General features: G+C 26.4%; 10 protein-coding genes and 4 tRNA genes. 6 read left to right on the forward strand and 8 right to left on the reverse strand.

Going from position 1 to position 15,066, the window contains the following annotated elements:
• The first annotated feature begins 104 nt into the window (after window positions 1–104).
• Window positions 105–176 (forward strand) — tRNA-Arg (locus Bpudo544_RS02520).
• 234 nt (window positions 177–410) lie between these two features.
• Here Bpudo544_RS02520 and Bpudo544_RS02525 read toward each other — a convergent pair.
• The 3 genes from Bpudo544_RS02525 to gltX form a co-directional block, all read right to left on the reverse strand.
• Entirely contained in the window at window positions 411–1,649 is a 1,239-nt protein-coding gene (locus Bpudo544_RS02525; protein ID WP_500825206.1) for an Nramp family divalent metal transporter, read from the reverse strand.
• 1,377 nt (window positions 1,650–3,026) lie between these two features.
• A tRNA-Ala gene (locus Bpudo544_RS02530) sits at window positions 3,027–3,099 on the reverse strand.
• 231 nt (window positions 3,100–3,330) lie between these two features.
• Window positions 3,331–4,761, reverse strand: a complete 1,431-nt coding sequence (gene gltX / locus Bpudo544_RS02535) for a glutamate--tRNA ligase (RefSeq protein ID WP_500825208.1) — start codon at window positions 4,759–4,761, stop codon at window positions 3,331–3,333.
• Window positions 4,762–4,900: 139 nt separating this feature from the next.
• Between gltX and Bpudo544_RS02540 the strand changes: the two genes are divergently transcribed.
• Both Bpudo544_RS02540 and Bpudo544_RS02545 read left to right on the forward strand, forming a co-directional pair.
• Window positions 4,901–4,972, forward strand: a tRNA-Val gene (locus Bpudo544_RS02540).
• A gap of 69 nt (window positions 4,973–5,041) precedes the next feature.
• Window positions 5,042–5,114, forward strand: a tRNA-Lys gene (locus tag Bpudo544_RS02545).
• 127 nt (window positions 5,115–5,241) lie between these two features.
• On the opposite strand, the gene ligA is transcribed toward Bpudo544_RS02545, so the two are convergent.
• On the reverse strand, window positions 5,242–7,041 hold the full coding sequence (gene ligA / locus Bpudo544_RS02550; RefSeq protein ID WP_500825209.1) for an NAD-dependent DNA ligase LigA: 1,800 nt from the start codon (window positions 7,039–7,041) through the stop codon (window positions 5,242–5,244).
• A 324-nt stretch (window positions 7,042–7,365) separates the two neighbouring features.
• Between ligA and cysK the strand changes: the two genes are divergently transcribed.
• The 3 genes from cysK to ptsI all read left to right on the forward strand — a co-directional run bounded on the left by cysK (window position 7,366) and on the right by ptsI (window position 10,655).
• A complete protein-coding gene (cysK, locus tag Bpudo544_RS02555) occupies window positions 7,366–8,304 on the forward strand; it encodes a cysteine synthase A (RefSeq protein WP_500825211.1) in 939 nt (312 codons plus the stop codon).
• A 311-nt stretch (window positions 8,305–8,615) separates the two neighbouring features.
• Window positions 8,616–8,873, forward strand: coding sequence for an HPr family phosphocarrier protein (locus Bpudo544_RS02560; protein ID WP_500825212.1), 258 nt, complete (start codon window positions 8,616–8,618; stop codon window positions 8,871–8,873).
• A 9-nt stretch (window positions 8,874–8,882) separates the two neighbouring features.
• Window positions 8,883–10,655, forward strand: coding sequence for a phosphoenolpyruvate-protein phosphotransferase PtsI (ptsI, locus tag Bpudo544_RS02565; protein ID WP_500825214.1), 1,773 nt, complete (start codon window positions 8,883–8,885; stop codon window positions 10,653–10,655).
• Between the two features lie 287 nt (window positions 10,656–10,942).
• Here ptsI and cysA read toward each other — a convergent pair whose 3' ends face one another.
• The 4 genes from cysA to cysP are packed head-to-tail and all read right to left on the reverse strand — an operon-like array spanning window position 10,943 to window position 14,783.
• Complete coding sequence (gene cysA, locus Bpudo544_RS02570) at window positions 10,943–12,013, reverse strand: sulfate/thiosulfate ABC transporter ATP-binding protein CysA (RefSeq protein WP_500825215.1); 1,071 nt, start codon at window positions 12,011–12,013, stop codon at window positions 10,943–10,945.
• A gap of 39 nt (window positions 12,014–12,052) precedes the next feature.
• Window positions 12,053–12,916 carry a sulfate ABC transporter permease gene (locus Bpudo544_RS02575; RefSeq protein ID WP_500825217.1) on the reverse strand — a complete coding sequence of 288 codons (864 nt, stop codon included), beginning with the start codon at window positions 12,914–12,916 and terminating at the stop codon, window positions 12,053–12,055.
• A 2-nt stretch (window positions 12,917–12,918) separates the two neighbouring features.
• Complete coding sequence (gene cysT / locus Bpudo544_RS02580; RefSeq protein ID WP_500825218.1) at window positions 12,919–13,752, reverse strand: sulfate/thiosulfate ABC transporter permease CysT; 834 nt, start codon at window positions 13,750–13,752, stop codon at window positions 12,919–12,921.
• Window positions 13,753–13,754: 2 nt separating this feature from the next.
• A complete protein-coding gene (gene cysP / locus Bpudo544_RS02585; RefSeq protein WP_500825220.1) occupies window positions 13,755–14,783 on the reverse strand; it encodes a thiosulfate ABC transporter substrate-binding protein CysP in 1,029 nt (342 codons plus the stop codon).
• Window positions 14,784–15,066: the final 283 nt, after the last annotated feature.

Raw genomic sequence — 15,066 nt, forward strand, 5'->3', positions numbered from 1 at the left:
TATTAAATTTAACAAATGTATAAACTGCTACTTAATATGCTTTATTTATCATAAAATACTATTCAAAAAATTTTAATAATATATACTATATTTTTCTTCATTTAGTCTTCGTAGTTAAATGGATATAACAAGCTTCTCCTAAAAGCTAATTGCAGGTTCGATTCCTGTCGAGGACAAACCTGTAAAACTACAATAATATAATAAATATCGTTATATATAAAACATTATAAACAACACAACATTTACGTTATTAGAAATACTTTATATCTTATTTCTATACAATTTTTATTGAAAATAGCTGTTTTTCAAAAAACTAATATTAATATATAACGATACAATCTTCATACAATCACAACTACTCAATATTAATATATGAATAATATTACATTACTATAATAATAGTAATTTTTCTATTCTGTAAAAATACCTATCAATAAATATATATTTAATCCAATTACAACAGTTGTAATCATCCAACCAATAAAATTAATCCATGAAGAATTTACTAACTCATTCATCATATTAATGTTTCCAGTAAACAACAACAATGGGATAAGCGCTAAAGCAATTCCAAAGCTCAATGACACTTGACTCATAATTAAAATACGAGTCGGATCAATTTTTAAAGCAATAATTATAAATGACGGAAGCATAGTGATAATACGACGTAACATCATCGGGATATAAAAACGAACAAAACCCTGCATTACAACTTGACCAGCTAAAGTGCCTACCACTGTTGATGATAAACCTGCTGCAGTTAAACTTAATCCAAAAATTACAGCAGCAGTATGATTCAATAATGGAGAAAGAGTCAAATAAGCTTCATTTAAACTAGTAACACCAGTATGTCCACTAAAATGAAATACTGCTGCTGCTGTAGCCATTATTGATAAATTTACAAAACCCGCTATAGTCATGGCAATAGCAACATCTAACTTAGTAGAATCATATCTTTCTAATTTAGTTGATTCATTGACTTCATCTTGAGTAAGCGAAGAGTGTAAATAAATAACATGGGGCATAATAGTTGCACCTAATACTCCAGCAGATAAAAACACTGACTCTTTATTCGGTAACACAGGAAACAACATACCCATACCTAATGCTAACAATTCAGGTTTAGAATAAAATAGTTCAATCACATATGCAACTGCTATAAACAATAATAAAGCACCTACAATCACTTCCAATGGCTTTTTACCATAATTCTGTAAGGTTAAAATTAAAAAAGTAGCTAACCCAGTTAATATAGCTCCTTTTAATAAAGAAATTCCTAACAGTATTTGCAATCCAATAGCAGCTCCTATAAATTCTGCTAGATCTGTTGCCATAGCAATTAATTCTGCTTGTATCCAATACATCCATACTATAGATTTAGGAAATTGATCTCTAATATGTTCTGCTAAATTTTTTCCAGTAGCAATACCTAATTTTGCAGAGAGCAATTGAATCAACATAGCCATTACATTAGCCCACACCACCACCCATAGCAACTTATACCCAAAAGTAGCTCCAGCTTGAATATTAGTAGCAAAGTTCCCAGGGTCAACATAACCAATGGCTGCTATAAAGGCTGGACCAAGCAACGTAAGTTTTATTTTTCTTTTAGCATAACTTTCCGCTGCATCAGATTTATTTTTCAGCATTCAACCTCTCATATAGAATATATTGCTATATATTAATTTCAGCAATACAAATATTATTTTTAAACATATACCTAGTATATCCCAATTAATTTTAAAAATCTCTTCAAATAAATTGTGAATATAATATACATTATATTCAATACATCTAAAAAAATAACAACTATATTATAACTTTTAATAATTAAAACACGTAATCAGATTATATACAAAACATAAATACTATAAATACGATCATTAATTTCACATCAATGATTTACTGCCATTAAACACTTAATACGAGCTTATTTTATTTATTATAAATTAATAAAAAATTAACACATAACACCATGTATATACTATAACTTTCACAATTTTAACAACGGTAATTTTTAAACATTTTACTTCATATTTCAAAAACTAAGTAAAAATTTATATACCACTCATTTCTATAATTTAATAACGACATTATTTTAAACTAAAAAATCATAAATATTTATTACTAATAGAATATTTACACATAAAAATATTTATTTCACTAACACATTACATTTGAATACTTTACCATTTTTATTTCTGAACTCATTAGTATTAAATAAAAATCTTAAAAGATCAATTAATTTTATTTAAATAAATATATTAATTATAGTATTTTTAAAATAATAAATAATATAGAAAATTAAAAAATTTTTAATACAAAAAATCTATCAGCTTATTTAATCAAATTATAAATTGCATAGCTTTCAAAATATTATCAATATATAATTCAAATTAAAAATTTACACTATAATTGTAATAATTGCACTCAGCGTATTACTACATCTTATACTAAAGATATAATAAAACATTAAGTTTTTACAACATATATAAACAAACCAATATACTATACAAAATATCTAACACTATTTATAGTATATATGCAATCTTGCATTATTTTTATACAAAATCAAAAAATTTATATATAACTACAACTACTTACTCTAAGTAAGCATCATAACCTTTAAAATAATCAAAACATACTTCTATTAAATTTAATAAAATCATCAGCATTATGTAATTGTAATAAAATTTATTATGATAATTAATTTTACGTGATACCTTAAGCATAATAATACTATCTCTACAATTTATAAAAATTTTATCCATTTTAGTATTATCTTTCAATTTTGATAGCAAAATTATAACTAATAATATTTAAATATTAAATAAAAGACTTATACTACACAGTATAATAATATATATCAAAACCAACACATAAATTCATTTTAATTAGTTTCAAAATTAACTATAGTAACAAATTTCATCACTGCTAATAATAAAAGATGTCATCTGAAACAATATTGTTTGTATTATTAATTTTAAAACACCTCTTAATCATATTGTCTTCTTATATAAAAACTATGGAGCTAAGCGGAATTGAACCGCTAACCTCTTATATGCCATACAAGTGCTCTACCAATTGAGCTATAGCCCCATAACACAATAATTGATTATTTATCTTAAGAATAATAAAAAACACAACACCACAACAAAAATAATAATCCTCTTTCATATGAATATTTTTATTAAACCAAATAAAAAAATTAAATATATAAATATGTAATCTAATTCCACATAATATTTACAATTAACACAATATATACAATACATTTTTAGTCAAATTTTTATGCAATCATACAATCAAGACAGTTTGAATTAAAAATTATTACTTATTATGTATGTAATCTACTGCTTTACTAAGACGATGTAGCACCTGATGTTTTCCAATAATATATATAACCCCCCCTAAATCAGGAGATTTATCAGATCCAGTTAAGGCAACACGAAACGGCATACCTATGACATTCATATTCACATTAAGCTCATCAATAGTTTCCTTTATTGCTATCTTAATAGAATCTATTGTCCAATCGTTTATGTTACCTATCTTTTTTTTAAAAAATTCTAACGGAGATAAAATAAAAGGAGTTAAAAATTTATTAGCAATTAATGGCTTATCAAAAATATTAAAATCTTTATACACAGAAAAATAATTTAACACTATTTCTTTTAAAGTATTAGAACGTTTTGAAAACAATCTGATTATATCCGATAATTTCGATTTAATAGACATGTAATCCATACCTTGTTCTTTCATGTATATTAATAAATACTTTTCTATACAATCCACCGGTAAATGATTTATATAATAGTTATTATACCAAATTAATTTTTTCAGATCAAAAACACTAGCAGATTTACTAATTCTATTCAAACTAAAATATTTCTTCATTTGACCTATACTAAAAATCTCCTGATTACCATAAGACCATCCTAATCTAACTAAATAATTCAACATTGCTTCAGGCAAAAATCCATTATTTTTATATTTAATAACTCCTGATTCTCCATGGCGCTTAGATAATTTTTGTCGATTACTATTCAAAATCATCGGTACATGTGCATACTGCGGTATCATAGCATTTAATGATTTTAAAATATTTATCTGCCGTGGAGTATTGTTAATATGTTCCTCTCCTCGTATAACATGAGTAATTTTCATATCCATATCATCTATTACAACACAAAAATTATAAGTAGGAACTCCGTTAGCTCTACAAATAATTAAATCATCTAACTCTTCATTATTAATTGAAATCATACCTCGAATTTGATCACAAAATGTTACTTTTCCAGTTAATGGATTACAAAATCGTACTACATAAGAATCACTATTATTAGTACCATTATTATAATTAGAACATATATGCTTCATACGACAATAACCATCATACTTAGGTTTTTTACCACATTTTATTTGATTTACCCTAATCATATTCAACCGATCTGTAGAACAATAACATTTATAAGCCATATTATTCTTTAACATATCACCTATTATATATTTATACCGATCTAATCTGTCCATTTGAAAATAAGGACCTTCATCCCAATCTAAATGAAGCCAACGCATTATAGAATAAATATTTTTAACAACATCATTATTAACAAAATTTTTAAAATTAGTATCTTCAATACGTAATATGAATTTACCTCCCTGTTGTTTAGCAAATAACCAAGCATATAAAGCAGTCCGAATATTGCCAATATGTAAATTACCAGTAGGACTAGGTGCAAATCGAGTTTTTATAATCATAAAAATAATACCAACTATATTAATGGAATATTGATAAAAAATAATTTAACATATCATATATTGAATAAATTAAAAAAACTATTTTTATAAAAACCATTGACTATACATTATGAATTTATATAATTTCAATTCAAGTGATAGGTGATTAGCTCAGTGGTAGAGTATCTCCCTTACAAGGAGAGGGTCGGCGGTTCAAATCCGCCATCACCTATATTTATTTACTAATGATTATTTTGTATAAAAACCATATATGTTATTTAATTTTTTAAATTTCTCTAAGGGGTCGTTAGCTCAGTTGGTAGAGCAGTTGACTTTTAATCAATTGGTCACAGGTTCGAATCCTGTACGACCCATATTTATATTATATACAAAATTTTAATTATAAAAATATTTAGTCAATCAAAAAAATACTTAAATAGGTAATTATTTACTATTATGTAACTTAAATTCTATGCAATAGTTTCAATAAATTTAACTTAATCATTTTTTTGAAATCCATTGAATTCCAACATCTGGATGTATTAAATCTTTAATATTTTTAAAATTTACCGGATCTTGAAAAAAAGAATATATATTCGAAGCTACAGTATTTCCTACATATGGCAATTTAGATAGAGACTGAAAATCTGCAGACATTAAATTCTCAATAGTTTTATACTTAACGGCTAAGCTATCAGCCACCGATTCTCCAACATTAGAAATACCTAATGCATATATAAAATTCATCAAAGTAGTTTTTTTTGATAACTCAATAGACTTTAATATTTTTTCTATAGATTTTATTCCGTATCCATTTAAATAAAACAATAGATTTTTTTTATTTAAATAAAAAAAATCTATTGGAGCAAATACTAATTTTTTATCAACTAATTGATTAATAATTTTTTCTCCCATACCATGAATATTCATAGCTTTTCGAGAAACAAAATGTTTCAACATTGCTTTTCGTTGCGCTAAACATGTCAATTTAGCAGGACAACGTAATATAGGAGATTTAATCTTCAATCTTTTGAGTAAAGTATTGCATACTGGACAAAATTTAGGCAACACTATAGCTGTCATCTCGTTAGTACGTTTGGATGTAATTACCTTTACAATTTTAGGAATAACATCTCCTGATCTTTGCACTAGAACTGTATCACCAAGCATTAAATCAAATCGTTTAACTTCATTAATATTATGCATATTTACTTTTCTAATAGTAACATCATTAATTATTATAGGATCAATGTAAACTACAGGGGTAATTAATCCTGTACGCCCAACCGTAAACATTATATTATTTAATTTCGTTAATTTTGATTCTGGAGGAAATTTATATGCAACAGCCCAATACGGCGATTTTAACCCATAACCTAATTTTTTTTGGAAACTGCAATCATCTACCTTTACAACTATTCCATCAATATTATATTCTAAATCAGACCGTATACACTTTATATGATTATAATATTGAAAAACTTTATTAATTCCATTAACTAATTGCGCGTGATCATTTATCGGTATACCTAAATTAGAACACAATTGTAACCGATCCCAATGACTATTCGGTAACTCATCATCTCCAATATAATAACTAATCCCATAACAATAGAACATTAAAGATCTCGATGCAGTAATATTGGGATTTAATTGCCTTAATGAACCAGAAGCAGCATTCCTTGCATTAGAAAAAGATTTTTTTCCAGAATTCAATATATCTTGATTTAATTTTAAAAAACATAACTTTGATATAAATATTTCTCCTCTAATTTCTAATAAAAATGGTAATTTTATACGACTGTTTTTTTTTAAAAATTTAGGTATTGAAGTAATCATTCGAACATTTTTAGTAACATCTTCTCCAATTTTTCCATCTCCTCTAGTAGATGCTTTCAATAATTTCCCTGATCGATACAATAAACTGATTGCTACCCCATCTATTTTTAATTCACAACAATATGTAATAAATCTACATTTTTTGTTATTACAACATAATTTATATTCTATTCGCTCATTAAATAATGATAACTGAGATTGATTCGTAATACTATTTAAAGATAACATTGGTACTAAATGATATGCTTGACTAAAACCATCTTTCAGCATTCTTCCAAAAGACTGAGTAGGAGAATCTTCAGTAATTAAATGTGGATATTGATATTCTAATTGACTTAATTTTTTTAAAGTATTATCATACTCTTCATCAGATACTTCAGATTCATTTTTTAAATAATATGCATATTCCCATTGACGTAATTTTTTTATTAAATCTTGTATCTTTTCTTTAATAAGTTTCATAATATATAATTATTTATCTAAATCACTTTGAATACCGTGATATACAGTCAAACTAATCGAAATACTGAAAACTATGAAAAATTATATAATAATATAGTATTTATAAAATCATGCCAGTTATCTCTTCCTACAAAAACAATAAAATTTATATAAATCAACATATTTACAAATTATGATGTATCAATTGTAACTATAGTGTATAATTGCAATTTATTTATACCCGAAAATCGCCATATGCATATATATTATATATACTCATTACAATAACACAATAAATCTATACAAAACATTCTATTTTATATATCAAAAGGACATATAAAAATTATGAATAAAATTTATCGAGATAATTCTTACACTATAGGTAATACTCCACTAGTACGTCTCAACCACATTGGGGAAAAATATATTTTAGCTAAAATTGAATCTAGAAATCCAAGCTTCAGTGTTAAATGTAGAATCGGATCTAACATGATTTGGGATGCAGAGAAAAAAAAATTATTAAATCCTAACATCACTATAGTAGAAGCAACCAGTGGAAATACTGGAATAGCTTTATCATATGTAGCTGCTTCTAGAAATTATAAATTAATTTTAACCATGCCGGACACTATGAGCATTGAACGTAAAAAATTAATAAAAGCATTAGGAGCAGAGATAGTTTTAACAACTGGAAATCTTGGAATGAAAGGTGCTATTGATAAAGCAATTGAAATTGTTTCTAACAACCCTAATCAATATCTATTATTACAACAATTTAATAATCCAGCCAATCCAGAAATTCATGAAAAAACCACAGGACCAGAAATTTGGAATGATACAAATGGAGAAATAGATGTATTTGTGTCTGGAGTTGGAACCGGAGGCACTATAACAGGTGTAGGAAGATTTTTAAAACAAATCCAAAATAAAAAAATTTCTATTGTAGCAGTAGAACCAAAAAACTCTCCAGTAATCACTCAAACATTGTCCGGAAAACCAATAAAACCATCACCACATAAAATTCAAGGCATTGGAGCAGGATTTATTCCTAAAAATTTAGATTTAAATATAATTGATCATGTGGAAACAGTAGATGAAAATGATGCAATCAATTATGCAAGATTTTTAATGAAAAAAGAAGGAATTTTATCAGGAATTTCTTCAGGAGCAGCATTAGCAGCAGCAATGCAATTACAAAAACAAAAAAAATATATGAACAAAAATATTGTAATAATATTACCATCATCTGGAGAAAGATATTTAAGCACTATTTTATTTCAATAAAAAATAAAAGAAATATACATACTATCAATGTACTTTTTTTATATTTACTTTTATACAAAAATATTGTGCGTTTTATTTATTATGAAATCTTTAAAAAACATTGAATTAATTACATTATATAATAAAATATTGATTCTGTTATAATCAAAATGATATAAAAATAAATAATCTTTTATTGATGTTTATCCTTATAAAAAATTATTTATACAAAAATAGAAGTTTATTAAAATATGTAGATAAAAAATAATACTAATTAAAAATATTATTTTTAATGCTATATGTAATTGTTAAATATAATTATGGAGATAAAAATGTTCCAAAAAGAAATCATGATCACTGCAATTAATGGATTACATACACGTCCTGCTACCAAGTTCGTAAAAGAAGCAAACAATTTCAGCTCAGATATTACAATTATTTCTAATGGAAAACAAGCCAATGCAAAAAGTTTATTTAAATTACAAACTTTAGGTTTAAGTAAAGGCTCCATAATTACTGTTTCTGCTCACGGTGTAGATGAAAAACAAGCGGTACAACATTTAATCAAATTAATCTCAACTCTAGAATAACAATCTAACATGAAAAATAATTCAACTTGTAATCTGAATACAAAAAAAATTACAATTTCAGGGATTTCAGTATCTCCAGGTATTGCTTTTGGAAAAGCATTGCTTTTAAAAGAAAAAAAAATCATTATCAACACAAAAAAAATTTCTGTATCTTCCATCAACAAAGAAATTAATAAATTTATTTCTGCTCGATTTAAAACTATCGAACAATTAAAAGAAATTAAACAAAAAATAAGAAAAGAATTAAAACCTAAACAAGAAACTATTTTTGAGGGACATATCTTATTATTAGAAGATAAAGAACTAGAGCAAGATATCACAACACTTATTAAAGAAGAACTACTTAGTGCTGATGCTGCAGTATACTCTGTTATAGAGACTCAAGCAAAAGCTTTAGAAAAATTAGATGATGAATATTTAAAAGAACGCGCAATTGATGTACGTGATATCGGCAATAGATTATTAAAAAATCTTTTAAATATACCAATAATTGATCTTAATTCAATTACTGAAGAAGTGATCATCATAGCAGTAGATTTAACTCCTTCTGAAACTGCTCAATTAAATTTAACTAAAGTATTAGGATTTATTACTGATCTAGGGGGTAAAACATCCCATACTTCTATTATGGCTCGTTCTTTAGAATTACCTGCAATTGTAGGAACAGGTTCAATAACAAAAGAAATTAATAATGGAGATTATATTATTTTAGATGCTTTAAATAACAAAATTTATATTAATCCTGATAAAAACATTATCACTACAATACATGTATCAAAAAAAAAATATATTTCCGAAAAATATGCATTAAAAAAATTAAAACACTTTCCATCCACTACTATAGATGGACATCATGTCCGTATATGCGCTAATATTGGTACTACACACGATATTATTAAAGCTCAAGAAAACGGAGCTGAAGGAGTAGGTTTATATAGAACTGAGTTCCTATTCATGAATCGCAATGAATTACCTACTGAAGAAGAACAATTTCAAGTTTATAAAAATGCAGCAGAATATATGTCTAATAAATCTATTATCATACGCATCATGGATATTGGTGGAGATAAAAATTTACCTTATATGGACCTTCCGTATGAAGAAAATCCATTTCTTGGATGGAGAGCGATTAGGATTATGATGGATAAAAAAGATATATTACATACTCAATTAAGAGCTATTCTTAGAGCATCTTTTTTTGGTGAATTACTCATTATGTATCCCATGATTATTTCAGTAGAAGAAATACAAAAATTAAATATAGAGCTAAATTTATTAAAAACTCAATTACGAAATGAAGGAAAAAAATTCGATGAAAATATTAAAGTAGGAATTATGATAGAAACTCCTGCTTCAGCAATAATTTCACATCACTTAATTAAAGAAGTAGATTTTTTTAGCATCGGTACTAATGATTTAACTCAATATACTCTTGCTGTAGATCGAGGAAATAAATTAATTTCTCACTTATATAATCCTGTATCTCCATCCATTTTAATTTTAATAAAAAAAGTCATTGAAGAATCACATGCTGCAGGAAAATGGACTGCTATGTGCGGAGAAATGGCAAGCGATGATCTTACTATTCCGTTACTATTAGGAATGGGATTAGATGAATTTAGTATGAGCTCTACATCTATCCTACGAATAAAAAACATCATACGTAATATACAATACAAAGATGCTAAAAAATTAGCAAAAAAAGCATTAACTTACTCCACTACAGAATCTTTAATGCAATTTCTAAAAAATTATAATAATAAAATATTTCAAACTACATAAAAATATAAAAACATATTTAAGTTTAAACTCATTATATACAATAATTTATTTAAAACAAAAATAATTATCAAACAGCTTAAATATAGTAATTTAATTAATTATCATTAAATTTATTTAATTTGAATAAAAATGAATACACCAAAATAATTTATTAAATCTCTTCTATTCATCAATATAAATTTAAAACATAAAAATTTTTATATACTTTTATATCGTAAAAGTAATAAATACGGTAATTCAATATTTATATTAAATAACACTCATCTGTTTATATATAGATATAATAATTATTTCAATACCGGATCTTCTGGATACAAACGAGCATTACGTCCGCTTACATAACAATATATACCAGATTTTGGTACACCAAATACATCTTTAACTCCTAAAATAACAGTCAATAAATCAACATGCCAGCCTAAAGGTTCCACACTTAACTGCCAATAATATCCGTGTAAACTGACATTTATAATTTTTACTGGTAATGGAGAAAAAATACTAAACTCTCTTTTTAATTCCATTTCCCAAGGTCTAAAAAATAATTCAATCTTTCCTTGAATATTCGGCACATAAGACAAAAACCAATGATAAGGACCTATAAATATCTGCTTACCATACACTATTCCATGCACACAATTAACTTCACTTAAAAATCTTAAAACAAAACGAGTTGCTGGCATATACCAAATATCTTCAGGAGTACCTATTTGCTCGATACTGCCATGATTCATTATTGCTACACGGTTGGCTACTTCCATCGCTTCTTCCTGATCATGAGTTACAAAAACTCCAGTAAACTTTAACTCACGATGTAATTCACGTAACCAACGTCTTAATTCTTTTCGTACTTTTACATCTAAAGCTCCAAATGGTTCATCTAACAACAAAATTCTTGGTTCAATAGCTAAAGAACGAGCTAACGCTACACGTTGTTTTTGTCCACCGGATAACTGAGCAGGATATCTATGCGCTACATGATCTAATTGTACCATATTAAGCAATTGCATAACTCTATTACTAATAATATGCTTATCAGGTCTTTTATTACGTGGAAGCATACGAATACCAAAAGAAATATTATCTATTACTGTCATATGCCGAAACAACGCATAATTTTGAAATACAAAACCTACTTTACGATCGCGAGCACTTAATTTACCTACATCTTTACCATAAAAACGTAAACATCCACTATTATGATTCTCTAATCCCGCTATAATACGCAATAATGTTGTTTTACCAGAACCAGATGGCCCTAATAATGCTATTATTTCTCCAGATTTAATATATATGGAAATATTAGTCAATACCACTTCAGAATCAAAAAATTTAGTAATCTTATTAATCTCAATATTCATTTCTTGACCTTATCAATACTATACTAATAAAAAAATATACTACATACTATTTTTTTCATGATAGTATTTAAAATAATTTTTTACAAACAACATAATAATTGATATTAATGCTAACAATGATGCAGCTATAAATGCACCTACAGTATTATAATCCTGATATAATAATTCTATATATAACGGTAAAGTATATGTTTCTCCTCTAATTAAACCTGATACAATAGAAGATGCTCCAAATTCTCCCATAGCTCGAGCATTAGTAATGATTATTCCACATAATAAAGCCCATCGAATACTTGGAAAAGTAACGTTCCAAAACATCCTCCAACCTGAAGCTCCTAATAAAATAGCTGCTTCATCTTCCTGATTGCCTTGATTAATCATAACAGGAATTAATTCATTAGCAACAAATGGACAAGTAATAAAAATTGTAACTAATACTATACCAGTCCAAGTAAACATAATTTGGATATTATATAAATCTAACCAATCTCCAATAATACTATTATTTGAATAACATAACAAATATAACAAACCAGCGATTACAGGAGATACAGCTATAGGTATACTTAAAACAGCTAACAAAAATTGTTTTCCAAAAAAATTAAATCGTGTTATTAACCATGCCATAAATATTCCAAAAATTACATTCAGAGGAATTACCATTAATGCTACAATAATTGTTAAAAAAATAGCATGAATCATATCTTTATTTAAAAGATTCAATACTACTACATGTAACCCTGCTGAAAAAGCAGATATAAAAATCATAATTAAAGGAATAATTAACAATACTATAGAAATAAATACACTTAAAAAAATTAACGTCCATTTCCCTAATTCGATAGATGAAAAAACATTATTGTTTATTCTTTTAATATATCTAGTAGAAAAAACATTGACCATTATTAAAACCCTTTAAATCTTTGTTGCGAACGTAGCTGAAATATATTAATAAAGATTAATAATAATAGCGATATAATCAATATTACAGAAGAAATCGCACTAGCTGCAGGATAATCAAATTCTTGTAATCTAACAAAAATAACTAATGATATAACTTCATTTTTCCAAGAAATATTTCCAGCGATAAAAATTACTGCTCCAAATTCTCCTAAGCTACGTATGAATGACAATACTGTACCAAATAACCAAGCTGGAGCTAATTCTGGAAAAATGATATTACAAAAAACCTGCCAATTATTTGCTCCAAGAATTTTTGCCGATTCTTCATATTCTATAGAAATTTCCTCTAAAACAGGCTGAACGGCTCTTACCACAAACGGAATACTTGTAAAAACCATTACAATTGCAATGCCTATCCATGTATAAGACACCGATATTCCTAAATGAGTCATTAAATAACTACCATACCATCCGGACTCTGAAAATAATGCAGCTAAAGTTAGTCCAGCTACAGCTGTCGGTAAAGCAAAAGGTAAATCTATTACGGCATCCAATAATCTATGACCAAAAAATTTGTACCTAACAATAACCCAAGATACCATTATCCCAAATACTGAATTAAATAACATTGCTATTCCTGCAGATAAAAAAGTTACTTTATAAGCCATTAACAATGCAGGATCTGTAATTATATTCCAATATTGAATCCAACTAATTTGAAATAATTGAATTATTAATGCACTTAAAGGTAATAGTAAAATTAAACAAATAAATAATAGACTATTTCCAAGAGCTATACCAAATCCAGGTAATTTTTGACTACCAACAAACAACATAATTAATTCTTTCCTATAGATGATAATAATTGATCTAATTCTCCACCACGTTTAAAATGAGTATGCATAATAATATTCCAATCTTTTCCATATTGATCCTCTACTCTAAACAACTGAATGGAAGAAAATACATTTTGATCTATTTGTGTAGAATTAGTCATATTAACTCTATATCCAAATTTACCAATAATTTTTTTAGCTTCATCAGTATAAAGATATTCTAAATAAGCCTTAGCTATATTTTGAGTACCATTCCTAAAAACATTTTTATCTATCCAAGTGACTGGAAATTCTACGAGAACATTTGGATTAGGTATAATAATTTCATAATTATTATCTTTAAACTGATCTTGTATAAATCTTGATTCTGACTCAAAATTTATTAATACATCACCTTGATTACGATCAACAAAAGTAGCAGTAGAAGAGCGTCCTCCAGAATCAAATATCATTACATTTTTTAAAATTTTTCGCATTTTTTCACGAGTAAACTCCATGTTGTTATCGCTATCTTTTAAAAAAGCATTCCAAGCAGCCAAATAAGTATAACGTCCATTTCCAGATGTCTTCGGATTGGGAAATACTATTTTCAATCCATCTTGTGTCAAATCATTCCAGTTGTAGATTTTTTTTGGGTTTCCTTGTCTAACTAAAAACGACATTATTGAATAAAAAGGAGAACTACGATTTGGTAATCTATCTTGCCAATCTTTAGGTATTAAATGTCCACGATCATGTAATATTTGTACATCTATAATTTGATTATAAGTCACTACATCTGCACGTAATCCTTGTAATATAGCTATTGCTTGCCTAGTAGATCCTGCGTGAGACTGACGAATAATCACTGTATCTTCAGGATGTTTATTTTTCCAATATAAAATAAAATTAGAATTAATTTCTGAAAATAATTCTCTCGACACATCGTACGAACTATTTAATAAAATAGTACTATAAACTGAAGTACATATTATATAATATAACAATATTGTTATTTTTATTATTCGAAAAAAACTACCTACAACAATCATAGGGGATTTCAATATAAAAATTATAATTAAATAGAAAATATTTACTAATTTGCAGATAATATATAACTTATTATAATTATAGTATCAATAGCCTTACACAAACAATTTCATTTTTCATTTATAACTGTGGATCTTTATCATATAATACAACTCTCCTTTACTACTCATAATAGCCATTAGCTATTACTAGTGTCCATTTATACAATATAAAACTATACATAAAATATATATACATAACTACAGATAAACAAACTTTATTTATTTACATCTCGTAGATATTTAA

The sequence above is a fragment of the Blochmannia endosymbiont of Camponotus pudorosus genome, from assembly GCF_059934925.1.